Genomic DNA, 24,335 nt, shown 5'->3' with positions numbered 1-24,335 from the left:
CTGCTCCTCGTGGGTTTCGGCGTGGCCGCGGTGGTCAACGACCAATCGCCCGAGGATGTTCGACGGCCTTCGCTCGGCGAAGGCACGCATCACCAGTGGACTACTCGCTGCCGGGTCGCATTGGTGACGCGGAGTTGCGGTTGCGGCGCGCACCCGACCGGTATGGCGTGTTGACCCGCTGGCGCGTCATCGATCCGCTGCTGGTACCGGTGGTGCTCCAGACCACCGTTCCGACCTTCGACACCGCTCGCCTCGGCGATGCCGACTTACCGGCGACCAGCATGGGAGATCCTCACCCGCGCAGGGTCCTGATGTATCCCGCGGTGTACGAACTGCGCGGCCGTGCGTCGGCCAATCTCGACTTCTCGGGCGAGGCAACCGTCGCGACAGAGGTCGATGCGTCAAAACCGGTGACCTTTTTCGTGAAGTATCAGGCGAGTCCCGCCCTGCGGCAGCTTGTATTGGACAAGACCATCGAGTACATCAAGGGCTGTATGGCGGCCGGCGACTCGATGGCGCCGAACTGCCCGGTAATACTTGTCGAACGCGTTGGCTTCGCCAGGAACCTGTCCCTGACCGGGCAACCCGCACTGGAGTCAACCAATCCCCGCGGCCGTAGCGGAATCGCTGTCCGTCGGGGGATCCGTCCTGCACTCGGACGACATGGCCAACGGCAGCCTGGACGGCCGCGCCCGGAATAACGGGGATCAGGAGATAACGGATCCTCGCTGGCCCCCATGATCGTCAACTCATGATTGCCTCTCTTGATGAGAGTGATTCCGTGAAGGGCTCGCGTCATGTCCTGATTCGTTACCTGCTGCGTCGCGCTGCGAAACACGATTGAGCCGTCGTCGGCGGCGGCCACGGCCGGGTTTGACCACGCCGAGCACGGTGGCGGTGAGGTAGAGGGCGCAGGCCACGGTGGGGGCGATGATCAGTGTCGGCCCCGGCGAGTGGAGGGTGGCGAACAACGACCCGGGATCGCCCGGGCGCGCGGTGGCGGCGACGGCCTGGTCGGCCTGGGGGCGCAGTGCCAGCCAGGCTGCCGCCGCTGCCGCCGTACTGATCACCAGTTTCGCGGTTGCCCAGTGGTCGCGCCGGAACAGCCATGGCCCGAGGCGCATCAGGAGCAGCCCGGTACCGATCGAGGACAGGCTCAAGGGCAGGAGCAGGGTGTTCAGCAACAGTCGCACCGTGAGGTAGTCGGTGTGACGGTCGCCGGAATGTGTGGCGGCGTGGGTGCCCAGGGTGAGCAGCACCATGTCCAGTCCCAGCCAGCCGAGGGAGGACACCAGGTGCGCGATGAGGGTGATCCGCCGGGTTCCCCGGCTTCGTCGCGGGGCCGTCGTGGCGGTCAGGAGCGGGGCCATGCGGTCATGATGCGGATGCCGGGCGGGTGGAGGCGTCGCCCGCGGGAAGGCTTCCTGAGTACTCTCCCGGGAGTAGGCAGGGCGGTCAGCCCGCGACCCAGCCCGGGCGCACGAGGCCGGTTTCGTAGGCGAGCACGACCAGCCCCACCCGGTCGCGCACAGCGAGTTTGGTCATGGTGCGGGACACGTGGGTCTTCACCGTCAACGGGCTGACGACCAGCCGGGCGGCGATCTCGTCGTTGGACAGGCCCAGTCCCACCAGCACCAGCACTTCTCGTTCCCGTTCGGTGAGCGCGGCGAGGCCGGCGGCCGCGGCGTGCGCCGGTTTGGCGCGCCGGGCGTACTCGGCGATCAGCCTGCGGGTGACTCCGGGCGCCAGCAACGCGTCCCCGGCCGCGGCGGCGCGCACCCCACGCACGAGTTCGTCCGGTTCGCTGTTCTTGACCAGGAAACCGGCTGCCCCCAGCCGCAGCGCCTCGAACACGTACTCGTCGAGGTCGAACGTGGTCAGGATGACGACATGGGTGCCGGACAGTGCCGGATCGGCGGTGATGCGGCGCGCCGCGGCCAGCCCGTCGAGGCCGGGCATGCGGATGTCCATCAGGACCACGTCCGGCAGCAGCCGGGTCACGAGGGCGACGGCGGCCTCGCCGTCCTCGGCCTCGCCGACCACGGTGAGGTCAGGCTGGGTCTCCAGCAGCACCCGCACTCCCGCGCGCAGCAGTGCCTGGTCATCGGCGAGCACGACGCGGATGGGCGCGGCGGTCGGCTGGTGTGCGGTCACGATGCCGCATCCTCCCGGATCGGCAGAGCCGCGACGACCCGGTATCCACGGCCGGGCAGGGGCCCTGCGGTAAACGTCCCGCCGAGAGCGATGGCGCGCTCGCGCATGCCGGGCAGCCCGTTGCGGCCGCCGGGCGCCTGGGTGATCGGAGACCCCGCGCCGTCGTCGGTCACGGTCAGCTCCAGCCGGCCGGTGCGGCACGCCAGGCGTACCGCGATGCTGGTGCCGGCGCCCGCGTGCCGGATCGCGTTGGTGACCGCCTCCTGAATGATCCGGTACGCGGCCTGGTCCACGGGGGTGGGCAGTGGTGGCAGGGCGCCGTCGGTGTGCGCCTCGATGCCCAGGCCCGCCGCACGCGCCCCTTCGAACAACTCCGCGAGGTCGCCGCTGCGGGAGATCCGGGGGCTGGGGCGATGTGGCGTCAGCGCGTCGTCGGACGCGCGGAGGGTGTCGAGCACGCTGCGCAGCTCGCCCAGGGCGGAGTTCCCCGCGTCCTTGATCGCGGTCAAGGCCTGCTCGGTAGCGCGCGGATCGCGGGGCAACAGCGTGAGGCCGACATTGGCCTGGACCGTGATCAGCGCCAGCTGATGGGCCAGCACATCGTGCAGATCGCGCGCGATCCGCAGGCGTTCCTCCCCGGCACGCCGCAGGGCCTGCTCCTGGCGGGCCTGGGCTTCGGTGGCCAGCTCGGCCGCCCGCGCGCGGCGGGCCTGCCGTCGAGCCCGGACGATCTCCGCACCCGCGGCCAGCACCAGAAACCATGCGGCCAGGCCGGCCGCGGACGTCACCGTCGGCGCATGCCAGCCCGGTACCGGAACGCCGACGGCCACGAGGTATCCGGCAACCAGCACCGCATGGGCCACCCGCCGATCCCCGGAGACGACCGCGGCGACGAAGGTGATGAGCAGCGGGAAGAACACCGGCACCGGCATCACGCCGAGCACCGTGTCGGCCACATACATCAGGAACGCCGCCAGCAGGGCCGCGGTCGGCCTGACCCGCCACCAGGCAACGGCGGCGCCAGCGGCCGCGGCGACAAGACTTCCCGGTGCCCACGCCAGCCGGTGGTACGTCGCGAGTTCCGTGGCCGCGGCCACGCTGACCGCCATGACAACCGCTGCGAGCAGCACGTCGCCGCGGTGCGGCAGGGAGCGGGCAGGCCCGATTCGTCTTCCGGTCTCGGAGTCCGCGTCGGGCACAGCGATCTCGCGGCGGCGTCCCACCCGGTTCATCCTCCTCGCCGTGCTTCACGGGTGCGTCGTCCCTGAAGCGCATTCGCCGATACGCCCGGGGGAGTACAACGCCCGGAGTACGCCGAGATACTTCCGCGACGCGACGCGGCCGACCCTCCCGAGTGAGCACCATGCCTGGCATGACCGCTTCCGCATGGACACGACGAGCCCTGGTGGTGTCGGCCGCCGCCGCGCTGCTGGCCAGTTCCGCTCAGGCGACGAGCGGGGCGCACGGGCCGGATCTCGTCGAGGTCCGGGACGGCGCGCTGCGGGGTGTCGTCTCCGGCGATCACCGGACGTTTTCCGGCATTCCGTTCGCCGCACCGCCGGTGGGTGACCGCCGGTGGCGGGCTCCCGCGCCGGTCACGCACTGGCGAGGCGTGCGGGACGCCACGGAGCCCGGAAACCGCTGTCCCCAGCTCAGCCAGGGGCCGCCGGCCCAGCGGGTGGTCACCGGAAGCGAGGACTGCCTGTATCTCGACGTCACGACTCCGGCCGCGGAAGACGACGCGCATCTTCCGGTCATGGTCTGGATCCCCGGCGGCGGGTTCGTCACCGGGGCCGGCAGCGACTACGACCCGGCCAGGCTGGCCGTCACCGGCCGGGTCGTGGTGGTCACGGTGAACTACCGGCTGGGTGCACTGGGCTTCCTGGCTCACCGCGACCTGGGCGGAGGCGATGTCTGGTCCGGCAACTACGGACTGGCCGACCAGCAGATGGCCCTGCGCTGGGTCCGGGACAACATCGAAGCCTTCGGCGGCGACGCCCGCAACGTCACGCTGTTCGGCCAGTCCGCGGGAGCGTTCAGCGTGTGTGCCCAACTCGCCTCGCCGCGCGCTCACGGCCTGTTCGACAAGGCGATCGTGCAGAGCGGGCCGTGTGGAAACTCCTTCGTGTCCAAAGCGGACGCCGAGGAACGCGGCGCGGAAACCGCGGCCCGCCTCGGCTGCGCTGTCTCCGCCGACGTCGCCACGTGCCTGCGCGAGAAGCCGGCCGCCGACCTCGTCGGAGTGGAGGACGAGGAGGCCTTCGGTTCCACCGGACGGCTGCGGGACATGCCGTGGACACCGGTGGCGGGCACCCCGGTTCTGCCCGCACAGCCGCTCGACGCCCTGCGCAGCGGTGCGGCCGCGGGTATCCCGCTGGTCCAAGGCGTGACTCGCGACGAAATGCGCCCCTTCGTCGCGCTGGACAACGACGCCCAGGGGCGGCCGGTGACCCTGGCAAGCTACCCGGCGATCCTCCGGCACGTGTTCGGCGCCGACGCGGACAGGGTGCTCTCCGAATACCCCGCGGACCGGTATCCGACGCCGGGCATCGCGCTGGCGACCGTGCTGACCGACTGGGGAGCAAAGCTGGGCGCCTGCGGAGCACCGCCCGCCGACACCGCCGCCGCCCGGTATGCGCCGGTCTACGCCTACGAGTTCGGGCAGGACGACGGCGGGCGCATCGGGACCTTCCCGATGGGGGCCGCACACGGCGCGGAGTTGCCCTACCTGTTCGACGGGAGCTTCGCCGGGCCCCGTCCGGCTCCGTCCAGCCCGGCCCAGCTCGCGCTGTCCCGCACGTTGATCACCTACTGGACCACCTTCGCCAGGACTGGCGATCCTGACCGCGGCGAATGGCCCGAATACCGTCCGGGAGCGCCGATTCCGTTCCTGTCCTCGGAGGGCACGCGGCAGGTCGACTTCCTGACCGAGCATCACTGTCTCTTCTGGCGGACCGTAGACCGATGACTGTCCACTGCGGACAACAAAGCAAGAATCGAGGAGAGCTGTGCCCAGAGAAACCAAGATCTCGTCGCGCGACCGGACCGGTGCGTTGGCCGCGGCATGCTACGTGTTGTTCTTCGTCGCTTCACTGGTGCTGCCGGGCTTCCTGGGGCAGACCAGGGGCGCTTCCGTGGTCACGCCGTACTCCACCGATGCGGAGGTTGCCCGCTACCTGGCCACCGCCGGTCACGGAACCGTTCCTGTCGCGGCCTTTTGCCAAGCCATGAGCGCACTGGCGCTGCTGGTCTTCGCGGGCTTCGCCGCCGACTACGCACACCGCATCGGTCGCGGCGCCCATGCCGCGCTGGCGCGCACCGCCGGCACCGTGGCCGCCGCGTTCCTGCTGCTCTCCGCGAGCGTCCAGTGGATTCTGTCGCTTCCCGCCACCGGGAACGACTTGCCCGTCTACCGGGCCGTCATGGACCTGATCTTCATCACCGGCGCCGCCGGGCAGGTTGCCACCACGGGAATCCTGGTCGGCGCCGTCGCGGCCGCCGCCCGCGCGGCCACCAGCCTGCCCCCGTGGCTCAACTGGCTCGGCCTCGCCGTGGCTACCCTGTCGGCGCTGTCGATGCTTTCCCTGCTGTGGAAAGCCGCCACGCCCTTGCTCCCCGTCGGCCGGTACCTGGGCATGATCTGGTTCCTGGGCCTGACCGCGGTATTGTCACGCCGCTCGACACCGACCGGTGGCATCGAAGCACCTGAGGCGTGGAAATAACAGGCATACATTGCGCTCATGCACACCGTCATGATCGATGCCCACGGCACCTTCCGGCTGGAGCAGCGTCCAGAGCCGGTCGCGGGACCAGGGGCCGTGGTGGTCCGCGTGCGGGCCGCCGGGCTCAATGCCGCTGACCTGCAGCAGGCACGAGGGAATTACCCGGCGCCCCCGGGATGGCCGGCCGACGTGCCTGGCCTGGAGGTCGCCGGCGAGGTCGAGCGGGTCGGACCCGGTGTCACCGGGGTTGTGCCCGGGGACCGGGTGATGGCACTGATCGGCGGCGGCGGGCACGCCGAGCGGATCACGGTTCCCGCCGATCTCCTCCTGCCCGTGCCGGAGGGCGTGCCGTGGGAGGAGGCCGGCGGCTTTCCCGAGGCGTTCAGCACCGCCTGGGACACCCTGGTCACCCAGGCGGGGGTCCGCGCCGGCGACCGGGTGCTGGTCACTGGCGCGGCGGGCGGGGTGGGCACGGCCATGGTGCAGGTCGCCGCGGTCTCCGGGGCGCACACTGTGGCCAGCGTGCGTCGGCCCGAACTCCACAATCGCGTGCGGGCACTCATGCCGGATGGCCGGGTGGACGTAGTGACTCCCGACCAGGAGGCCGCGCACGCGCCCTACGACGTGATCGTGGAACTGGTCGGCGGTGAGGACTGCCTGCAGCGACTGCCTCTGCTCCGCAGCCGGGGCAAGATCCTCATCGTCGGAGTCCAGGCCGGCACCACGGCGCCGCTGCGCATGTTCGACCTCATGCTCGCCCGTGCCCAACTGATCGGCACCACCATCCGCGGGCGCTCACACGCCGAAAAGGCGCTCCTCGCCGCCACCGTACGGACGTCCGTGGTGCCTCTGCTGGCGCAGGGCCGGCTGCGGGTACCCGTCGACACGGCCTTCCCGCTCGACCGGTTCGCGGACGCCTACGCCCGCCTGGCCGGCCCGGGCAAGTTCGGCAAGGTCATCCTGCTGCCGTGACGCTTTGGTCAGTTCGTGATCCAGAATGATCGGATGGTCATGCTTGAGACTCCCCGTCTGATCCTGCGTCGCTGGCACGAGGAAGACGTGGCGCCCATGGCTGCCATCAATGCCGACCCCGAGGTCATGCGGTGGATCCGTGACGGCAGCGTCCGTGACGAACAGCAGACTCTTGACGGGGTCCAGGCGTGGGAGAGCGAGTGGGAGTCACAGGGCTTCGGCCTGTTCGCCGTGGAGATCCGGTCCACTGGCGAGCTGGCCGGGTTCACCGGCCTTTCGGTGCCCGGCTTCTTGCCGGAGGTACTGCCGGCGGTTGAGGTCGGCTGGCGGCTGGGACGTGCCCACTGGGGGCAGGGCTTGGCCACCGAGGCTGCTGTGGCCGCTGTCCGGTTCGGGTTCGAAGAGCGGGGGCTGGAGCGGATCGTCAGCATCATTCAAGTGGGCAACGACGCCTCCGGGCGGATCGCGGCCAAGCTGGGGATGCAACCGGTCCGGGAGACCGTCAATCCCACCTGCGGCCGGCGAGTGCGGGTGTTCGAGTTGTTGCGGCTCGGGGCCCGTGACCAGAACGGCCCCGGCACCCGGAAAATGGCGAGCCAATCGGGTCGAACAAGCATGCGTTCGACTTTTCCGCAAAACCCGATTGACGTGGACAGGTCTGGTGAGCCATGATGAATGCACATCAGCGAACGAAGGGGCAATCATGACGAACATGCGGAAGCGAGGGGCGCGACGCCAGTATCTGGCCGCGACGATCGCTGTCGTCTGTTCGTCGAACGACGGCCTCCAGAAGTCACTCTCCTGGCTGGAAGAGAGCCTTCTGGGCGGCGCGGGCTCCCCACCATGACAGAGAACTCGTCAGGTTGAGGGAGCCGCCCATCGGGAAACCGATCCGGGCGGCTTTCTCTGTTTAGCGCACCCTGAAAAACAATTAACTCCTATCGGCGAGCCAGCGGTGGCGCGGCGGTCTCCAAAACCGTTTTCCGGGGGTTCGACTCCTCCCGCCGGTGCTTCACGCCGCCCATTTCGCGATGGGCCGGTGCAGTTCATTGACATCTACACAGCGGAGCAAGACATTTCCCAGGCTCGCTCTGGCCGCCGCACCGGCGGCCAGAGCGAGCACCGGGTCCGGTCGCCACCGCGCGGCCGGACCCACCGGTGAAGATGGGGCTGTAGGAGCCCCACCCGGCGGTAAACCGGGCGTCCTCGTGACACAGGGGGTTCGACTCCCTCCTTCACCACTCATGCCCCCGTAGCTCAGCAGGACAGAGCGCCGCACTACGAATGCGGAGGTCCCAGGTTCGAGTCCTGGCAGGGGTACTGGCCGGTGCTCTGGGGAGCCACCGCGCACGACTTCGAACGTCACCGCGGCGGGAGCGCCGGGTGACCGTCTCGCGGCTCTAGCCCAACTGGCAGAGGCACCTGGTCGAGAACCAGTCCAGTCGGGGTTCGACTCCCCGGAGCCGCACGCGATCGATTGCCGCACAAGCTCACCTGGTCGAGCACCTGTCTCGTAAGCGGGAGGCACTGGGTTCGATTCCCAGGTGCGGCTCCACCGCCCCGCCCGGCTCGCCTGGGTGGCGGCGACGCCCCTGTAGCCCAACTGGGAGAGGCACCGCGCTCAGATCGCGGACAGTCCAGGTTCGAATCCTGGTGGGGGCACGCATCTTGGAGGGCTGGCCGAGCAGGTTCGAATCCTGCATCCTCCGCACCGCCCCGCCAACGGCGGTGACCTGGGTCGTTAGCTCAATTGCTCAGAGCCGCCGACTCCTACTCGGCAGGTTCGGGGTTCGAGTCCCCGGCGGCCCACTTCACGAGGGTCGTGGCGCGACCTGCAAAGCCGTGGTAGTCAACCGGGCTCGACTCCCGGGTGGGTTTCCGTCGATGTCCTGCTCCGCTGTGCAGATCCCCGCGCTTCGGGCCGATGCCGGCCAGCCCGCGCATACCCCACGGCCACGTGATCTTCACCGCGGGCGAGGCAGCGGCAAAACCCGGCGCGGTTCCGCCGCTCAGACGGTGACGACGATCTTGCCGAGCGGGTGCAGGCGGGCATAGTCGATCGCCGCTTCGACGCCGTCGTCGAGTGAGTACCGGCGGGCGATCGGCGTGGAGAGCCGGCCCGCGGTCGCGGCTTCGGCGACGGCCCGCGCGCCGTTGGCCTCGTCACCCGTATGCATCACGAAAGCCAGCTCCACGTCGTCGCGTTCCAGATGCCGGGGCTCCGGAGGCGGGAAGATGATCGAGATCAGCCGGCCGCCGGGGCGCAGGCTGCGTGCCGCCGCGGGCAGGCCGTCGGCGAAGAGTGCGAGGTTGAGGACGACGTCGAAGCCGGTGGGGTAGTCGTCGTAGCCGACCGTATGGTGGGCGCCGAGGCTGTGTAGCAGGTCGGTGGCCTCGGTGGTGCGGGCGGTCGCCGTGATCTCGGCGCCGGCGGTGGTCAGGACCGGGATCAGGGTCAGGCCGACCGCGCCGGTGGCGCCGATGACGAGGACGGACTCGCCGGGGTGGATCTTCGCGGTGTCCATGAGCGCCAGCGTGGTGCCGCCCGCGATCGGCAGGGACGCGGCCTGCTCCGCGCCGAGGGCGGCCGGGCGGTGGTCCAGCGCGGGCGTGTCCGCCTCGAAGACCGCGTAGTCGGCGAGGGCACCGGTGCTCAGTGACGGTCGTACGGGGTCGGCGGCGAGGCGCAGCTGGCGGGGCAAGGCCATGCCGAAGATTTCCTCGCCCACGCGGAAGCGGGTGACGCCCGGCCCGGCTTCGGTGACGGTGCCCGCGAACTCGTTGCCGAGTGTGTAGGGGAACTGCAGTTCGACCAGGTCGCGGAAGCCGCCGGCGACGACGCGCAGGTCGGTGGGGTTGATCGTCGAGGCGGCGATCTTCACCAGGATCTGGCCGGGGCCGGGGCGCGGCACAGGCAGTTCGGCGATCGTGAGTTGCTCGGGATCTCCGTAGCCGGTCGCGACGAGCGCCCGCATGGTGTTGGCTGTCATGAATTCACCGTATGGAGCAACTCATGAGCAGTCGATGCTTGGAATACTCAACTTTCTTGCTCATTTGCCTCATCTAGCATGGCCGCATGGATCTCGTTGCGGACGTGCTGGAAATCTCCGGCGTGCGGGGCACGGTCGGCGCGTGCCTGGAGGCGGGCGGGAGTTGGTCGGTCCCGGTGGCAGGCTGTAGCACGGCGGTTCTGTATGCGGTCACCGCCGGCAGCGCCTGGCTCGGTCTCGAAGACTCGTCACCACAGTGGCTGGAGCTGGCGGCGGGAGATGTGGTGCTCATGCCAGGCGGGCCGTCGCACGTGCTCGGCAGTGCGCCAGGGACAGGTACCCCGGTAGCCGATCCGGCGGTGGTGGCTCGGGCGTTCGAAGCGGGCGAGGTGATCCGCCTCGGGGCGCAGCCCGCCCGCACCCGCATCCTGACCATCAGCTACGACTGCGACCACACCGTGCGCACCCAGATCCTCGGCACGCTGCCGTCGGTGGTGCACATCCGCGGGGACCAGGGCGAGGCCGGTTTCGACGACACCGTCCGGATGCTCGGGCGAGAACTGAGCCACCCGCGGCTGGCGGGGAGGGCGGTGCTGAACAGCCTGGTCGACGTCCTGCTCGTACAACTCGTGCGGGCCTGGCTGCCCACCCAGTCCGGACAGCGCGGCACCTGGCTCGGAGTGCTGGGAGACCCGCTCGTGCACAGCGCGATGGAACATCTGCACGCCGAGCCCGCACGGCCATGGACCACGACCAGGCTGGCCTTCGCTCTCGACGTCTCCCGGGCGACCCTGTCCCGTCGGTTCTCGGCAGCCATCGGACAGAGCCCCGCCGCCTACCTGACGCAGTGGCGTATGGACCTGGCCGCGGTCCGCCTACGCAGGACGCAGGACCCGGTCGAGTCCGTAGCCGCAGCGGTCGGCTATCTGTCGGTCCCCGCCTTCAGCAGGGCTTTCGCCCGTTCCCACGGTGTGACTCCCGGGCGATACCGCACCGCGGCGCGCGACGACGGCCGCCCGTCGGCAATCCCTTGACCGGCTGTTCCTGTGCCAAGGCTCATCGAAGGGCATTCAGATAGCGATGTGTAACAAAGTCCTGTATTCGATGACCGAGTGGGCCAGCGCATCGGGCCGACAAGCTGGTTGGATTGGAAAAGGCGCGAATACTGACCGTGCCGGACAACCCCCGGGTGCTGGCCCGGTTCCGTGAACAGCGGGGTAACCACGGCGGTACCGGCTATCCGCAGATCCGACTGGTCACCCTGCTCGCGTGCGGCACCCGCACGCTGATCGGCGCGATGTTCGGCACCACCACCCTCGGGTTGATCGAGAGACGACAATTACTTGGGCGGCTCGTAACCCGGCTGTGGCTGGTACTGGGGCTGTGGCGGATATGGCGCGGCGTACGGCATCGGCGACGGCACCGGCCGCTTCGCCGACGACATCGCGATGATTCCGCAGATCGCGCTCAACAGCAGCGCGAGGAACAGGAACGGCAGCGCGATCAGCTGGCAGATGCGCCAGCTCAGCACATCCGCGACCAGCTTGCCGAGGAATGGTGCGACCACCAGGGCAAGGAGGCCGAGCGCGCCAAAGACGCCGAAGGCGGCGCCCCGCTGCCGGGGCTGCGTACGGATCAGTGCGACGGTCACGCCGATCGTCACGCCCGCGCCTAAGCCGGTCAGCGCCCGGCCGAGCCCGACGAACAGGCCGTTGGGGCTGAGCGTGAGCGCCAGTGTGCCCAGCAGCATCAGGCAGATCGCGGGCACCGCGAGCCCGGTCGGGACACGGCCGCCGAGCAGTAGCCCGAGGACCGCGCCGAGGGCGGCCGCGAGCACATACGTGACGAGGACTTCGAACAGGACTGCCTGGCTGCTGAGGCGCAGGTCGCGCTGCACCTCAGCAGCAAAGGCCCCGCCGAAAGGGTGGGCCACGGTCAGCAGGAAGAGCCCGATGAGTGCGGCGAAACCCGGCCCGAGCACCAGCCACCAGGGGCGGGCGGCGGGGGGCGGCTGCGGCGTCACGTACATGCGCACACGGTATAACGTGCCCCGGGTCACCCGGACCGTTGCGGGACTGTTTTCAGGTTCGGCCGGTATGCCGGTTCCGGGTCGACCGCGGGGCTGAGATCGACGGTGTTGACGAGGTCAAACACGCGGAGGGCGCGTACGAACTGGCCGTCGGGGAGCGCACCCGCCACGGTGCCCGGCTTCTTGCCGGAGGTACTGCCGGCGGTTGAGGTCGGCTGGCGGCTGGGACGTGCCCACTGGGGGCAGGGCTTGGCCACCGAGGCTGCTGTGGCCGCTGTCCGGTTCGGGTTCGAAGAGCGGGGGCTGGAGCGGATCGTCAGCATCATTCAAGTGGGCAACGACGCCTCCGAGCGGATCGCGGCCAAGCTGGGGATGCATCCGGTCCGGGAGACCGTCAATCCCACCTGCGGCCGGAGAGTACGAGTGTTCGAGTTGTCGTCAGACCAGTACGCCGCAATGTCGTTCAGGTCGAGGTGAAGGGGCCCGATCGTGACATTGCTCAGAACAGCGTCGCGGGCCTGAGGTTTTCCGGCTCGGGCAGCGTGTCGAGGACGGGCACCAGTGCCCGCACGTCATCATGAAAGCGGCGGGCGAGCGCCGGCGCGTCGTTGTTGTCTGGGGTGTGCACGAAGACCGTTGGCGACCGGCCCTCGCGCAACCAGCGGGCGACCACCCTGGTCCACGGCCGCCAGCCCTCGACGGTCTCCTCGACCGAGTCCCGGCCAAGGTAACGGACGATCGGTCGGTCGGTCAGCGCCCGTGTCCGCCGCGGCAGTCGCGGTTTCTTGGCCCACGCGTCCTGCTCGGCCTCACTGGTCGGCGGGTTCTGGAAGAAGACCGTGGTGTCGAACGGCACCCACTCGGCGTCCGCGGCGGCGAGTGCCCGCTCCAGCAGTGACGTCGAGCCGGCATTGGTGAAGAACCCAGCGTGGCGCACCTCCACGGCGCGTTGACGGTCGGTGGGCAGCCGGCGCAGGAAACGGCCGAGGGCGTCGACATCCGAAGGGCCGAAGGAGCTGGGCAACTGGGTCCACAGGACCGCCCGTTCGCCCAGGGGTTCGATCGCCTTCAGGAACGCCCGCATCTCGGCCTCGACACCGACGAACCGGCGCTCGTGCGTGACGACCTTGGGCAGCTTGACCACGAACCGGAAACCGGGGTCGATCTGCTGCGCCCAAGCCTCGACGGTGTTTCGGGCGGGGGTCGCGTAGAAGGTGGTGTTGCCCTCGACCGCGTTGCACCAGCCAGCGTAGGCCCGCAGGCGCTCCTTGGCCGGCAGTGACTGCGGCAGGAACCGCCCGGGCCACGCCTTGTGGGTCCACATCGCGCAGCCAACATGAAGACGTGCCACTCCACCCGCCTCCCGTCGGTAGTGAGTGAAAACTACTACCCGGGCAACCGTTTTCACTCACAGCCCGCCTTGCTTCCGCAGCAGCCCGAACGCCTTGCGGGGCAGTTGAGAGGTCTCTCGCGCCGGTTCGCTTGGGTGGCCGGCCCATCGACCACGTCTGCTGAGGGAGGGAAGTACGCCGCCCGATGCGGGATCGGACCGGATGCCGACGGTAACAGCGACACCATTCCTTGGTCTGTTCGGCGGCTGGATTCACCGGGATGGCAGTGTTTCTCCAGGCAGGTCGGGTCTGTAACGTTGACCGGCGTTGATATTGACCGCAAGCCTCGGGGGCGATAGGGCGGGACAACCGGTCGCACTCGCGGTGTTCATGGACGGGGAGCACCAGCGATGAACGCCCACAATTATGGTTGCGCTCACGCCAAACGACATGAATGCAGGTGCAAGTTATGTGCCGGAACTTTGCACAGGTGGCCAGGCTGCCTTGAGCTTGCGCTTGAGCCCACCGGTGTCAAGCGCGCCGCGTTTCGGAACGGCATTGACGCGAAATGGAACAAATCAAATGCTTCGCGAAAGCAGAAGGGGCAGGTTTCCACCAAGTCTGCGAAGGAATCGGCGACTGATTCCGGGCTCGCCGACATCATTGACTGGCTCGCACTTCACCCAGTGGTCACCGGGCAGATCGAGGCGATCGCGAACGTTCTCGGCCGCAATGTGGTCAACGAACTGGACAAGTCGTTGGATGCTGACCATCGCGACCAGCGCCGTCGGGCACTCCTGGATCATTTCTGGTGTGACCTTCTTGCTGCTTTCGCGAACGTGCTGGCCGTGTTTCAGCACCAGATCGACCAAATCCCGGGCCGTATCGCGAACGTGATCATCGTGAGACGCGATCACGGTGCCCGCCTACCCATCGACGACGCAGACATAAAGATGGCGGTTGAATCAGCATGGAAGCTGATCAGGACGGTTCCATTCGTCAAAGTTGCCTTACCCGATGTCGAAGAACCACTGCGCGCGATCCAGATGTTGGCCGTCATGATCTGCCCAGCGCCCGAGCGCCACGGTGAGGTGGTGAAGTACTGTCTCCACCCGTTGACCGGCGAGGTTCTGACGGTGTTGACCAAGCAACGTCTGGAAGCGGCTCTTCCCGCAGACTGGCTATCGTAACAGGGTTATACCTCGACAACGCCCTGAGATCACCATCCGCCCAGTGGGCACCCGCCGCATAACGGTTGGTGGTTTCCGATGAACGGCGACTCGGCTGTTACCGGGTTGGCGGCGTTGCAGGCCGACGGGTTGACCTCGAGGGGTGCAGAGTTGCCTCTCTGCGTCCGAGTTCCGCATGTTCCTGCGGGCAGGTCAGCGCCCGGTTCGCAGTTGTTTGCTTGCGCCGCGGTCGGCTCGGCCCACGTCTCCCTTGCGTCAGCCCATAGTCAGTAGCGGCACTGAACGCGGCCCGCCTCTGGGCGCGGGTCAGTGCTTTCGAGGCTGCCGGTCGGGTTCGCTGAAGTTGGCGTCGTGGCTTAGCGTGGTCGGTTACCCTCGCTGTGCCGGATGGCGATCGGACGCTGTTGGGGCGTGTGGAAGAGTTGACGCTGGACTTCTCGGTTTTACGAGGCACAGCGGAATCGCTTGAGGCACATGTCGAGCAGACTGAGGTGACCCTCGCTGAGGTTGAGCAGACTGGTGCGCAGTTGGCCGCCAGTTGGTCTGGCGACGCTCACGACGCCTTTCGTTTTGTGGCCACGGTGTCTCCAGCGCGTCAGACGATCAACGAGATGATCGATGCTGGTTTGCTGGATCAGGCGATGTCCAGAGTGGACGAGGGTGGTTTGGCACTGACCGGTGAGGGTGGTTTCCTGCCCGAGCTGGTCAAAATCGTTCTGGCGGCGCTCGTGAGTTGCCGCGCTGGAAGGGGCGCCGATGACGTGCTCGGTGCTGAACGCCTGGTTACACCTTCGATCATCCGGCCTCGTGTGTCGGACCGGGTGGCCGAAGTCGGCGACACGACTTACCTGAGCGAGGTATAGTTTACTTGTGCAGGTAAGGGGTGAGCAGGATAGGTCGTTCACGGCGACGGCTCGTCGCGCTCAGATCGTGGCGGCCACGATCGACACCATCGCCGCGCTGGGGTACGGAGAGGCGTCGTTCGTGCGGATCGCTGAGCGGGCCGGCTTGTCCAGCACCCGGCTGATCTCGTACTACTTCGCCGGCAAGCAGGAGTTGATTGAGCAGGTCATCGCCGAGGTGTACGGCACGATGGGCCGGTTCATGGCGGAGCGGATGGCCGAACAGTCCACGGCGTCGGGCGCGTTGCGGGCCTACATCGAGGGGCAGGTCGAGTTCATCGCACGTCATCGCACCGAAATGAAAGCGCTACTCAGCTGCTTCCTCAACGGCGCGGTATCCTACGACCCGGCCGAACATGAACTGGTGGCGCTCGACCCCATCGAGCGGATCCTGCGCGATGGGCAACGCGACGGAGAATTCCGCCAGTTCGAACCCCGAATCATGGCGGCGAGCATCCGACGCAGCCTGGACGGGTTGCCCATGCTACTGGAGTCGCATCCGGACCTCGATCTGGCGGCCTGCGCCGGCGAATTGGTCACCGCCTTCGATCTCGCCACCAGGAGCGCCCGGTGAATGCGCCCGCCCGGCGGGGTCGCGCCGGGCTGATGATGCTGCTGGATACGGCGGCACCCATCGGTCTGTACTACCTGCTGCACAGCCTCGGCGTGGGCGTCTTCCTCGCGTTGCTGACCAGTGCGGTGGTGCCCGGCCTGACCACGCTGGCCCAGATCGTGCGGCATCGGCGGCTGGACGGTCTCGGGGCGTTCATGGTCGGTATGACGGTGCTGTCCGCCGGGGCGGCGTTGATCAGTGGCTCGCCCCGATTCCTGCTGGCCAAGGACGGCTGGATGACCGGGATCGCCGGCCTTTGGCTGCTGGTCAGCACCAGGCGCACTCGACCCGTGGTGTTCTACTTTGCCCGCGCATTGCTGGAAGGGCGCGTCGGCCCGGCCGGCGATTCCTGGGACTATCTGTGGGATCGCCTGCCTGGTTTCCGCCGTGTCTGGCGCGTCGCCAGTGTCATCTGGGGTGTCGCGACAATCGCGGATGCGGCGCTTCGCTTCGTTATGGCCTACACCATGCCGGTCAATGCGGTGCCGGGGCTCAACGGCGCGCAGTACGCCGTGCTGTTTGTCGCACTTCAGGTGATCACCAACATCTACTACCACCGCGCCGGGCTCTACAACCCACGATCCGCGCTCTACGCGCCGATCCGTTCGGGGTGACCGGACCACGGTAAGAGCCGTAGTCGGGTCAGGACGTGTCCGGCAAGCCGAAGGGGAACCAAGATGATGGCGCTGCTACGCGCTGGCGCACGAGGGTGTCGCGTCGATGCGTCTGCTGGCAGCCGGGACACGCTATGCGCTGACGCCCCGATCTGACCAGAGGCCGATCATGCCCCGCCTAGTGGTAGGCGTGGTAGCGATCACCCACGTGGACTGGCTCATGACGCCAGGGTGCGACGGAGCGGCGAGAGCCGTCAAGGGGCAAGCCCGGAAGCGGTGATCTTGAAACTGGCCAAACCTGCAGGTCAACTCGTGTGGGGTGCCTGGGGCTCGAACCCAGAACCTTTGGATAGAAGATCAACTTCTCCTGAAGAGGCCGGGTAGTTCCGGTTATTGCCGGTGACCTGGCCTCTTTCCGGCTGCCAACGCCGGTTGGTTCGGGCGGTTTCCGGTGTCTTCTCGTCGATTAGCGGCAGTAAAGCGGCACGCGGAGCCGTCCGCTGGGGCTGAGTAGATACCGCTGCCCATGCGCGGCGATGGGTACGAGTCCTGACAGCCATCGAGGTTTGAATGATTCGACGCGTCGGGGCAGTGACCCGTACGGGTATTTTCACCGCGTGACGGACGTCGTCAACTTCAAGCGCGCCTGTTACGCAGCTGCCCGCAGCACTGGCGGCAGGGTGATCGAGTTCCACGTCGCCAATGACGTGACACCCAATTTCCACCTCGGAGTTATCGCCTATCGCGATCACACGCTCGCCGTCGCCTGCACGCGCGACTCGGCCGTGCTGGCCATTGCCGAGCCCCCGGCCATCGATTTCGTCAGTGGGGGCAGGCGGTCAGACCAGCTGACATTTGTCGATGCCCCTGAACTGCTGGCTGTGGTGGCAGGGCTGCTGCCGGGGTTTCAGGTGCTCACCAAGTCCGAGCTTGACGGCTCGTTTGATGCCGCGGCCTGGCCCCATGTCTCGTCAAAAGACATCACCTACTGGCGGCCCAGCACCCTCGGGGAAGCGCTCTTCAACTGCTGGGACTGAAGAAGGTCGCAACCTCATCATGCTGCGGTCGCCGTCACACACCACAGCGCACCGCGGCCAGAAAGGTCTCCGGAGGTTGGCCTAGCAGCGGAGTGTGAACTGGCCACTGTCCTGCGCGTTTCGCGCTGAGGTGATCTCCTCGCGGCGCGGGTTCATCCCTGCCGGGCCGGGGTGGTGCCGGTCAAGGGTTTGCCGGAGGCCGCGAAGCGCCCTTGCCCGGTGCCACCCGGTCTGGCTGCCCTTGGGCGCGCCGTGAGGAGGTCACCGGACCTGCCGTTACCTGATCTCCGAAGCGGTGCCGGGTCCAGGGCGGAGCCCCGGGTCAGTTTTTAGGGTTGTACGGCAGCGGGATGTCGTGTCGTTGCAGTGTCGCTTGGTAGTGCGTGAGCGGTCCGGTTAGCTCGTCGGCCAGGTCCTGAGCTTGGTCGATGAGTTCATGGTCGACGTGTGTGTCGTCGAGGGTGGCGATGCGGTTTGGATCTGCTGCCGGAACTCGATCGGCGTCATGGACGTGGCACAGCCAGGCGCGCGTCGACAGCAGGTCCGACCACACCGGACTGCGCGGCCAGATCCACAGGCGGCCGTTGGTCTGGTTCTTCGCCATGGCCAACCTGCTGAGCTGGAGCGCGTGGACGCCCTACATCCTGTCCGAGAACGGGCTGGGGATCTGGCACTTCCGCTTCCCGTCCCTGCTCGGCACTTCACAGCTCGCCGGCATGCTGCCCGGCGCCTATCTCGGCCCGATCCTGTCCGCGTTCCTGGTGACCGCGGCCGCCGACGGCAGGGCGGGGTTGCGCGTCTGGACCGGACGGCTGGTCAAGTTCGGCGTCAGTTGGCGTTGGTACCTCGCGGTGCTGATCAGCGTGCCCGCTGTGCTTATCATCGCCACGCTTCCGTTGACCGACGGCGACTTCCGACTGCCGCCGGTGGTCACGCTCCTGGCCTACCTGCCGGCTCTGGTGCTCCAGATGGTCACGACCGGCCTCGCGGAGGAGCCCGGCTGGCGCGACTTCGCGCTGCCCCGCATGCAGCGTCGGTACGGTCCGGTCGTCGGCACCCTCATTCTCGGTGTGCTGTGGGGCATATGGCACCTCCCGCTGTTCCTGACCGAGTGGGGCGGCTGGCCTCACGTGGACCTGCTTACGCCCGTTGAGTTCGTCGTCTCCGCCACCGCGCTCAGCTTCGTGATGACCTGGGTGTTCAACCGCACCGGCGAGAGCCTGCCGCTGGCCATGCTGGCGCACACCAGCGTCAACAACTTCTTCTCGGTCGTCGGGTCGCAGATGTTCCCGCAGCTGACCAGCAGGGACGGGATGCACGCGTTGCTGATCGGCTCCGTCGTCGTGACGATCGTGCTGTTGGTCGCGACCCGAGGTCGCCTCGGCTACCCGCCGTCCGTCGAGACAAGCGTCGCCGCTTGATCCACCGCCGCGGCCCTTGGCCGGTCTTTCCCAGCAGCAAAGGGAAAGGCCGGTCAGGTGTTGCGGCGGTCGACGTCCTTGAGGTAGTGCAGCACGGCGGTGACGCGCCGGTCCGAACGGTCGGTCGGGGCCAGGTCCAGCTTGGCGAAGACGCTCCGGATGTGCTTGTGCACGGTGCCTTCGGTGACGACGAGTCGTTCGGCGATGGCCGTGTTGCCCAGGCCTTCGGCCATCAGCGCTAGCACGTCGCGTTCCCTTGCGCTCAGCCGTTCCAGGCGCTTGTCGGGCCGGGTCCGGACCAGCAGCTGCGTGACGACTTCGGGGTCGATGGCCGTGCCGCCGCCGGCAACGCGGTGCAGCGCGTCCAGGAACTCCTCGACCCGGCCGACGCGCTCCTTGAGCAGGTAGCCGAGCCGGGTACCGCCGTTGGTGAACAGTTCCGTGGCGAAGGCCTGCTCGACGTACGCCGACAGCACGAGCACGGAGAGACCGGGCTGCCTGCGCCTGGCCTCGACGGCGGCGACGATGCCCTCGTCGGTGTGCGTCGGCGGCATGCGAACGTCCACAATGGCCGTGTCGGGCTTGTGCTCGTCAACGGCGGCGAGGAAATCCTCGGCGTTGGCCACGGTGGCCACCACGTCGACGCCCTCGGCACGCAGCAGCAACGCGAGGCCCTCGCGCAGCAGCGAGTCGTCCTCGGCAATCACGAGGCGCATGGCAGGCTCACAGTCAGAACAGTGGGGCCGCCGGCCGGGCTGCTCAGCGCGAACGTGCCGTCATGCGCCTCGACCCGGCGCCGGATGCCGGCGATCCCGGATCCGATGCGCTCGTCGGCGCCGCCTCGGCCGTCGTCGGTGATGTCGACGCACAACCGGTCGTCCCGGCGGCGGAGCTGGATGGTGGCGTGTTCGGCGTTGCTGTGTTTGGCGATGTTCGTGAGCGCCTCGGCCACCACGAAGTAGGCGGTGGCCTCGACGGAGACGGCCTGCCGGTCGGGGACGTCGGCGTCGATGCTGCAGGCAACGGGGCAGTCCGCTGCCAACGCGCTGAGGGCGTCGGGAAGGCTGCGTTCGGTCAGCACCGGCGGGAGAATACTGCGCACCACTCCGCGCAGTTCGGCCAGTGCCCGTTCGGTGGCGTCCTGGGCGCGGTCGAGTATCTGCTTGGCGCTGGCCGGGTCGCGCGCCAGCGCGCGTTGAGCGGCGCCGAGCAGCACGTTGGCGGCGACGAGCCGGTTCTGTGTCCCGTCGTGCAGCGACCGTTCGATCCGCCGCAGCTCGGTGGCGTGGGCGTCCAGCGCGGCCGCGCGGGTGGCGGTCAGCTGGACGACGCGCAGCGCGAGATCGGTCCCCCGGTCGGGCGCCAGCAGCTTGGTTCCCGGCCACGCCTGCAGCCAGTCCAGGCCGGGCATGACCACGACCGTGACGACGATCGTCGCCAGGCCGGTCAGGCCGACGAGGAGCGCTCCGGGCCAGTCGTCCACCGTCCAGAACGCGAACGACGAGCTGGCGGACGACGTGCCCTCCACCGCCTTCCACCACAGCGGAAAGGAGGTGTCGTGCACGATGTCGAGCGGCAGCGTCAGCGAGGCCAGCCCGAGTACCAGACCGAGGGTCGCGTGACAGGCGACCCAGCCCAGTTCCCGCCACACGGTGGAATCCCGCAGGGCGGCGTGCAGCGTGTCCGGCAGCGGCTCCGGGCCGATGATCTCCGGCCCTCTGCGGGACAGCCGCGCGCGTTCCCGGTCGGCGACCACGCGCAGCATCCGCAGTGTGGTGGGCGCCAGCACCATGCCGACGCCGACCAGACTCAACACCGCGGTGCCGAGCAGGAAGAACAGCGTCGCCAGAGCGAGCACCGAGGTACCAAGGCCACCGACGAGGTGATCGAGCGCGTCGAGTGCGATCCGGACTCGGGCGAGAACGTCCCAGCGGCCACGATTTGCCTGGCTCGCCATCCGCACCTCCTGTAGCGGCGACGATAGGGCACGCGCGCGGGCGGTCGCCAGGCAGTGGGCGTATTGGTACAGCCTGCCGTACCTGAGCTGTAGCGCTCGCTGGATCGCGGCCGACTGTAGTGGATTCGTAGTGTTCAGGCATGACGAACAGCACGTCCACCAAGGAGCATGCAATGACCGGCAAGAACACCACCGCCGAACGCGGTTACGTGCGCCCCGTGCTGTGGCTGCTGCTCGTGATCAGCGGCGTTGCCAACGTGGTGACGTCGGCCTCGATCCCCAACGTCCTCGTCGGGATCGGCTTCGGGCTGCTGACAATGGTGTTCGGCACGGCCCTCGTCGTGCACCATTACAGGCACCGGCGCGATTGAGCGCCGGCGTCACGTGCGTACGGCCAGCGTCTGCCTGCACCGTGCCGGCCGGTAGAGATTCGTTATTGGGTCAGGCGACCAGGCTGGTCAGGTCGCCGACTTCGTACCACACGCGACAGGGCCACCGCCGCTTCGTCGCAGTTCGGGCCGAGGGGCGACGAAGCGGCGGTGGAGGAACGGAATCACCCGTCGACGGTGTTCCTTCTCCATCGGAAACAGGGCGTGTGCCTGCTATTGCTTAGACCATTTCTAGCTCCGCAGAAGTCGGATTGCCAAGACGGTGACAGTGCCGTTGCAGAGGACCAGGACGGTGGGCACAAGCACGCTCACAACGATCACTGGCGCACCGATCGGTACGTGCGCCAGACCAGGGCCGGTCCCCAGCCCGAGCCAGCCGAGGCATGCCATGAGGACGCTCAGGTTCCAGAGCACGAGCAGGTTCCGGCGGATCGCGTTGGCCGATCCGAGTTCGAGCTGGCAGGCCGAGACGGCGATACACATCGAGATCGTGACGACGCCGGAGCACATCGCGATGAGTGCCATCGCCCCGTGGGTCCCCGCGGTCATCGCTAGCAGCGGCACCTTCGGCACCCAGGTCAGCGCGAGGTACACAACAACGCCCACGAGGGCGGCAGCCAGCGTCAACGATCCCAGCCCCAGTGGGATCGCGAGTTCGTGAATACGACGTGCCCGCGCCGGATCGATCGGGCGATTGTCTCGGCCGCGATGACGGGGCACGGCTCAGCCCCGGCGGAGCCGGCGGCGCATGACCACGGCCGTCACCCCAGCGCAGATCACGGTGACGGTCGCAACGGTGAACGCGATGACCAGCACACCGGTGCTCAGCGGGGTGGTACCACCCCTGCCGCCCGCAATGGCCCGCACGATCAAGGTGCCCAGGCCGTCCATCACCAACGCGCACAGCCACATCGCCATCATCATCGTGCGAACCCCGCCGAAAAACTGCGAGTCCAGAGACGGGGAGCTAGGGGTACGGTCGCGCGCGAAAACAACGCCGATTCCGCCGAAGAGCAGACTAATTGCCCCACCACCGAAAAAAGCCAATCCGAAATAGAAGAAAGGATGGGTGCCGGTGGGTGCCGCGAAGCCCAGCCCGATGAACACAATGATCGCGATGAGGCTCACGCTCAACGACATGGCGGCGATCCGGCCTGTGCCAGCGAGGTCTGGCGTCATTGCGCCACATGCCAGTCGGTTTTGGCCTGCATGGCGCCGGTATTGGACTTGGCCCATTGGTCGCCGAGGTCGTGCACCTTCTGGGCGATGGTGTTCTGCTCGCTGGAGATGGTGTTGGTCAGGGACTGCAGCGACAGAATCGCGGTCGCGACCAGTCCGATGGAGACACCGGCCGCCCCCAAGATCGCTGCGATCGCGGCAGGGATGCCGACTACCGTGCAAGCCGCAATGATCGCGCCGACAGCACCGACCACAAAGGTGACCAGGGCGATGACGATGGCCGTCCAGAACGATTCGATTCCGTTGCCGAGGTTGTCCAGTGAGCCGCGCAGCTGGTTGGCCAGGTCCTTCACGGAGTTCAGGCCGCTGACCTGCGCGGGCACTGCCGTCTTGTAGGCCTCGGCGCCGCGGCCCTCCCAGTCGAGATTGGTTTGCAGCTTGTCGAGGCTGATCCGTCCGGCGATGTCGCCGACGGTGTTCCCGACCATGTTGACCCAATCCGCGGCCACTTCATGTAACCGGGTCGGGCTGCCTGGCTGGTCAATCAGGTGGTTGACCCGATCGAAGAACTCCTTCACCTTCTGCCGGAGCGATTCCAGTCCATTCTCGATTGGCTGGATGAGGTCGGACAGGAAGCCCGGGACCCAGCTCAGTACGTCGTTGACCTTGTTGAAGAAGTCGTTGATCTTCTGGTCGAGCTCACGCAGTTTGTCGTTGACCTGCTGAATGGCGGGGCTCGTCACGGCATATCACCGGTCTCTTTCGTCACTGCCCGGCAGCGCGTTTGATGCGCTGCTGGTGGTCGGCCTCGGTCTGGTCGTACATGCCAGCGGCGTGCCGCAACGACCCGGCAAGGTCGCGAAAGTTCTCGCCCGCCTGCTGCAACATGTTCTGCAGCGCGCTTTGAGCCCCGGCGTAGGTGGTGTCGATTCCCTTGTCCACGCCATACATCGAGACGTCGTGGCCGGTCAGTCCCAGCGAGCCGATCGCCTGTCGCGGCCCGTCGACATCCTGGGCGGCGCCATCCCACACGCCTGCGTCGGACCGCAGTGCGTCGACCGCGGTCTTGATGTCCACCATGTCTCACCTTTCCCCTGGCGTTGAGCCGACGAGCTTCGGTCAGTCCGGTAAACCGAGTCGCCGCATCAGCCGCTGCGGATCAGCGGCCAAGTCCATCAATTCCGAAATCGCATTGCCGCTCGGCCCAGCAGCCAGCTGCTGCGGGGCACTCGTATCACGCATGGCACGCAGTACCTCAAGCAGTTCGTTCTCGATCTCGGTGTGCCGCGCCTGCCCTGCCCAGCCGGCATCGATGTCGAGCGACAGCACCTGACCGCGCTGCGCGGAGCCGTGCACGTGTTCTCCTGCGCTCTGCACGTGCACCGGGTGGTCCATCACCGCGGACATCCGCTCGGTGAACTGATCCAGCTCCGCGGAAACCGCGTCAAGCAGCCGCTGCACGTCCCGTAGGGTCAATGGTGATTGATCGAGGCCAGCCGGCGGCGGGTTCGGCGCAGCAGGTACCGCTGCGGCTGTGCTATCCATCCGTTCGACGTTGAAGGCGAGAGCGCGCATCGTCGCCGTGTTCGCCGCCACGAGCACGTTGCTATGCAACCCACGCGGGTCCACCCGGCTTCGCCATTCCGGCGTCAACCGCACCCGCGCGACCGCTGCCTGCGGCGACACCACGACGGCGACCACGCGGTCAGGGTCCTCTCCGACCAGCGTTTCCGTCGGCTCTTCGACAGGATCCGGAGGCGGCCTCCCGCTCAGTTTCTCGTACTCCCAATCCTCGGCTTCCTCGAAACCCCACCGCTGATCGTCCACGATGGCTG

27 protein-coding genes, 7 tRNA genes and 1 pseudogene are annotated in these 24,335 nt (G+C 67.8%); 21 read left to right on the top strand and 14 right to left on the bottom strand.

Annotation, left to right across the window (positions count from 1 at the left end; all coding sequences use genetic code 11):
* Window positions 1–95: 95 nt before the first annotated feature.
* Window positions 96–701, top strand: coding sequence for a hypothetical protein (locus tag ORV05_RS22830; RefSeq protein WP_268754058.1), 606 nt, complete (start codon window positions 96–98; stop codon window positions 699–701).
* A gap of 48 nt (window positions 702–749) precedes the next feature.
* On the opposite strand, the gene ORV05_RS22825 is transcribed toward ORV05_RS22830, so the two are convergent.
* The 3 genes from ORV05_RS22825 to ORV05_RS22815 all read right to left on the bottom strand — a co-directional run bounded on the left by ORV05_RS22825 (window position 750) and on the right by ORV05_RS22815 (window position 3,386).
* Window positions 750–1,370, bottom strand: a complete 621-nt coding sequence (locus ORV05_RS22825; protein ID WP_268754057.1) for a hypothetical protein — start codon at window positions 1,368–1,370, stop codon at window positions 750–752.
* 85 nt (window positions 1,371–1,455) lie between these two features.
* The gene (locus ORV05_RS22820; protein WP_268754056.1) at window positions 1,456–2,154 is read right to left on the bottom strand and encodes a response regulator transcription factor; all 699 of its coding nucleotides are present in this window, start codon (window positions 2,152–2,154) and stop codon (window positions 1,456–1,458) included.
* Window positions 2,151–3,386 (bottom strand): sensor histidine kinase, encoded by a 1,236-nt coding sequence (locus ORV05_RS22815; protein ID WP_268754055.1) that lies wholly within the window; start codon window positions 3,384–3,386, stop codon window positions 2,151–2,153. Before ORV05_RS22815 ends, ORV05_RS22820 begins: the two co-directional genes overlap by 4 nt.
* 140 nt (window positions 3,387–3,526) lie before the next feature.
* Between ORV05_RS22815 and ORV05_RS22810 the strand changes: the two genes are divergently transcribed.
* The 11 genes from ORV05_RS22810 to ORV05_RS22760 all read left to right on the top strand — a co-directional run bounded on the left by ORV05_RS22810 (window position 3,527) and on the right by ORV05_RS22760 (window position 8,657).
* On the top strand, window positions 3,527–5,122 hold the full coding sequence (locus tag ORV05_RS22810) for a carboxylesterase/lipase family protein (protein ID WP_268754054.1): 1,596 nt from the start codon (window positions 3,527–3,529) through the stop codon (window positions 5,120–5,122).
* 40 nt (window positions 5,123–5,162) lie between these two features.
* Complete coding sequence (locus ORV05_RS22805; RefSeq protein ID WP_268754053.1) at window positions 5,163–5,876, top strand: hypothetical protein; 714 nt, start codon at window positions 5,163–5,165, stop codon at window positions 5,874–5,876.
* A gap of 18 nt (window positions 5,877–5,894) precedes the next feature.
* Window positions 5,895–6,848, top strand: coding sequence for an alcohol dehydrogenase catalytic domain-containing protein (locus ORV05_RS22800; protein ID WP_268754052.1), 954 nt, complete (start codon window positions 5,895–5,897; stop codon window positions 6,846–6,848).
* 15 nt (window positions 6,849–6,863) lie between these two features.
* Window positions 6,864–7,520: a GNAT family N-acetyltransferase gene (locus tag ORV05_RS22795; RefSeq protein ID WP_268754051.1), complete on the top strand. Its 657-nt coding sequence runs from the start codon at window positions 6,864–6,866 to the stop codon at window positions 7,518–7,520.
* A 268-nt stretch (window positions 7,521–7,788) separates the two neighbouring features.
* Window positions 7,789–7,858: transfer RNA gene (locus tag ORV05_RS22790), tRNA-Trp, on the top strand.
* 147 nt (window positions 7,859–8,005) lie between these two features.
* A tRNA-Tyr gene (locus tag ORV05_RS22785) sits at window positions 8,006–8,089 on the top strand.
* Between the two features lie 5 nt (window positions 8,090–8,094).
* Window positions 8,095–8,168, top strand: a tRNA-Arg gene (locus ORV05_RS22780).
* 74 nt (window positions 8,169–8,242) lie between these two features.
* A tRNA-Leu gene (locus ORV05_RS22775) sits at window positions 8,243–8,316 on the top strand.
* An 11-nt stretch (window positions 8,317–8,327) separates the two neighbouring features.
* Window positions 8,328–8,403 (top strand) — tRNA-Thr (locus ORV05_RS22770).
* A 33-nt stretch (window positions 8,404–8,436) separates the two neighbouring features.
* Window positions 8,437–8,510: transfer RNA gene (locus tag ORV05_RS22765), tRNA-Leu, on the top strand.
* Window positions 8,511–8,583: 73 nt separating this feature from the next.
* Window positions 8,584–8,657: transfer RNA gene (locus ORV05_RS22760), tRNA-Arg, on the top strand.
* 200 nt (window positions 8,658–8,857) lie between these two features.
* On the opposite strand, the gene ORV05_RS22755 is transcribed toward ORV05_RS22760, so the two are convergent.
* On the bottom strand, window positions 8,858–9,838 hold the full coding sequence (locus ORV05_RS22755; RefSeq protein WP_268754050.1) for an NADP-dependent oxidoreductase: 981 nt from the start codon (window positions 9,836–9,838) through the stop codon (window positions 8,858–8,860).
* A gap of 86 nt (window positions 9,839–9,924) precedes the next feature.
* Here ORV05_RS22755 and ORV05_RS22750 point away from each other — a divergent pair, with 86 nt between their 5' ends.
* Window positions 9,925–10,872, top strand: coding sequence for an AraC family transcriptional regulator (locus tag ORV05_RS22750; RefSeq protein WP_268754049.1), 948 nt, complete (start codon window positions 9,925–9,927; stop codon window positions 10,870–10,872).
* Between the two features lie 305 nt (window positions 10,873–11,177).
* Here ORV05_RS22750 and ORV05_RS22745 read toward each other — a convergent pair whose 3' ends face one another.
* The gene (locus tag ORV05_RS22745; RefSeq protein WP_268754048.1) at window positions 11,178–11,867 is read right to left on the bottom strand and encodes an MFS transporter; all 690 of its coding nucleotides are present in this window, start codon (window positions 11,865–11,867) and stop codon (window positions 11,178–11,180) included.
* Between the two features lie 183 nt (window positions 11,868–12,050).
* Here ORV05_RS22745 and ORV05_RS22740 point away from each other — a divergent pair, with 183 nt between their 5' ends.
* Window positions 12,051–12,344 carry a GNAT family N-acetyltransferase gene (locus tag ORV05_RS22740; RefSeq protein WP_268754047.1) on the top strand — a complete coding sequence of 98 codons (294 nt, stop codon included), beginning with the start codon at window positions 12,051–12,053 and terminating at the stop codon, window positions 12,342–12,344.
* Window positions 12,345–12,366: 22 nt separating this feature from the next.
* On the opposite strand, the gene ORV05_RS22735 is transcribed toward ORV05_RS22740, so the two are convergent.
* Entirely contained in the window at window positions 12,367–13,191 is an 825-nt protein-coding gene (locus ORV05_RS22735) for a DUF72 domain-containing protein (RefSeq protein ID WP_268754046.1), read from the bottom strand.
* 417 nt (window positions 13,192–13,608) lie between these two features.
* On the opposite strand from ORV05_RS22735, the gene ORV05_RS22730 reads away from it, so the two are divergent.
* From ORV05_RS22730 to ORV05_RS22705, 5 genes and pseudogenes are all read left to right on the top strand, one after another.
* On the top strand, window positions 13,609–14,388 hold the full coding sequence (locus tag ORV05_RS22730; RefSeq protein ID WP_268754045.1) for a hypothetical protein: 780 nt from the start codon (window positions 13,609–13,611) through the stop codon (window positions 14,386–14,388).
* Window positions 14,389–14,915: 527 nt separating this feature from the next.
* Window positions 14,916–15,107: pseudogene (locus ORV05_RS22720) on the top strand (hypothetical protein); the annotation flags it as partial.
* Window positions 15,108–15,318: 211 nt separating this feature from the next.
* Entirely contained in the window at window positions 15,319–15,864 is a 546-nt protein-coding gene (locus ORV05_RS22715) for a TetR family transcriptional regulator (protein ID WP_268754044.1), read from the top strand.
* Window positions 15,861–16,517 carry a VC0807 family protein gene (locus ORV05_RS22710; protein ID WP_268754043.1) on the top strand — a complete coding sequence of 219 codons (657 nt, stop codon included), beginning with the start codon at window positions 15,861–15,863 and terminating at the stop codon, window positions 16,515–16,517. The genes ORV05_RS22715 and ORV05_RS22710 overlap by 4 nt, the downstream gene beginning before the upstream one ends.
* 617 nt (window positions 16,518–17,134) lie before the next feature.
* Window positions 17,135–17,554: a hypothetical protein gene (locus ORV05_RS22705; protein ID WP_268754042.1), complete on the top strand. Its 420-nt coding sequence runs from the start codon at window positions 17,135–17,137 to the stop codon at window positions 17,552–17,554.
* Between the two features lie 322 nt (window positions 17,555–17,876).
* Here the strand turns inward: ORV05_RS22705 and ORV05_RS22700 are convergent, their stop codons facing one another.
* Entirely contained in the window at window positions 17,877–18,158 is a 282-nt protein-coding gene (locus ORV05_RS22700) for a DUF6959 family protein (protein WP_268754041.1), read from the bottom strand.
* Between ORV05_RS22700 and ORV05_RS22695 the strand changes: the two genes are divergently transcribed.
* The gene (locus ORV05_RS22695) at window positions 18,157–18,975 is read left to right on the top strand and encodes a CPBP family intramembrane glutamic endopeptidase (RefSeq protein ID WP_268754040.1); all 819 of its coding nucleotides are present in this window, start codon (window positions 18,157–18,159) and stop codon (window positions 18,973–18,975) included. The genes ORV05_RS22700 and ORV05_RS22695 overlap by 2 nt on opposite strands.
* Window positions 18,976–19,028: 53 nt before the next feature.
* On the opposite strand, the gene ORV05_RS22690 is transcribed toward ORV05_RS22695, so the two are convergent.
* The gene (locus tag ORV05_RS22690) at window positions 19,029–19,691 is read right to left on the bottom strand and encodes a response regulator (RefSeq protein WP_268754039.1); all 663 of its coding nucleotides are present in this window, start codon (window positions 19,689–19,691) and stop codon (window positions 19,029–19,031) included.
* Window positions 19,679–20,932 (bottom strand): sensor histidine kinase, encoded by a 1,254-nt coding sequence (locus ORV05_RS22685; RefSeq protein ID WP_268754038.1) that lies wholly within the window; start codon window positions 20,930–20,932, stop codon window positions 19,679–19,681. The genes ORV05_RS22690 and ORV05_RS22685 overlap by 13 nt, the downstream gene beginning before the upstream one ends.
* A gap of 140 nt (window positions 20,933–21,072) precedes the next feature.
* Between ORV05_RS22685 and ORV05_RS22680 the strand changes: the two genes are divergently transcribed.
* A complete protein-coding gene (locus ORV05_RS22680) occupies window positions 21,073–21,303 on the top strand; it encodes a hypothetical protein (RefSeq protein WP_268754037.1) in 231 nt (76 codons plus the stop codon).
* Between the two features lie 249 nt (window positions 21,304–21,552).
* On the opposite strand, the gene ORV05_RS22675 is transcribed toward ORV05_RS22680, so the two are convergent.
* The 5 genes from ORV05_RS22675 to ORV05_RS22655 form a co-directional block, all read right to left on the bottom strand.
* Window positions 21,553–21,948 carry a hypothetical protein gene (locus ORV05_RS22675; RefSeq protein WP_268754036.1) on the bottom strand — a complete coding sequence of 132 codons (396 nt, stop codon included), beginning with the start codon at window positions 21,946–21,948 and terminating at the stop codon, window positions 21,553–21,555.
* Window positions 21,949–22,044: 96 nt separating this feature from the next.
* A complete protein-coding gene (locus ORV05_RS22670) occupies window positions 22,045–22,500 on the bottom strand; it encodes a hypothetical protein (protein ID WP_268754035.1) in 456 nt (151 codons plus the stop codon).
* Window positions 22,497–23,243 carry a hypothetical protein gene (locus ORV05_RS22665; protein WP_268754034.1) on the bottom strand — a complete coding sequence of 249 codons (747 nt, stop codon included), beginning with the start codon at window positions 23,241–23,243 and terminating at the stop codon, window positions 22,497–22,499. The genes ORV05_RS22670 and ORV05_RS22665 overlap by 4 nt, the downstream gene beginning before the upstream one ends.
* Before the next feature lie 22 nt (window positions 23,244–23,265).
* Window positions 23,266–23,580 (bottom strand): type VII secretion target, encoded by a 315-nt coding sequence (locus ORV05_RS22660; RefSeq protein WP_268754033.1) that lies wholly within the window; start codon window positions 23,578–23,580, stop codon window positions 23,266–23,268.
* A 39-nt stretch (window positions 23,581–23,619) separates the two neighbouring features.
* Window positions 23,620–24,327: a hypothetical protein gene (locus ORV05_RS22655; RefSeq protein WP_268754032.1), complete on the bottom strand. Its 708-nt coding sequence runs from the start codon at window positions 24,325–24,327 to the stop codon at window positions 23,620–23,622.
* Window positions 24,328–24,335: the final 8 nt, after the last annotated feature.

Origin of the sequence: Amycolatopsis cynarae (genome assembly GCF_026802195.1) — a bacterium.
Classification (GTDB): domain Bacteria; phylum Actinomycetota; class Actinomycetes; order Mycobacteriales; family Pseudonocardiaceae; genus Amycolatopsis_E; species Amycolatopsis_E rhizosphaerae.
Note: the sequence above shows the minus strand (reverse complement) of the source record. Positions and strands in the feature narration are given on the sequence as shown.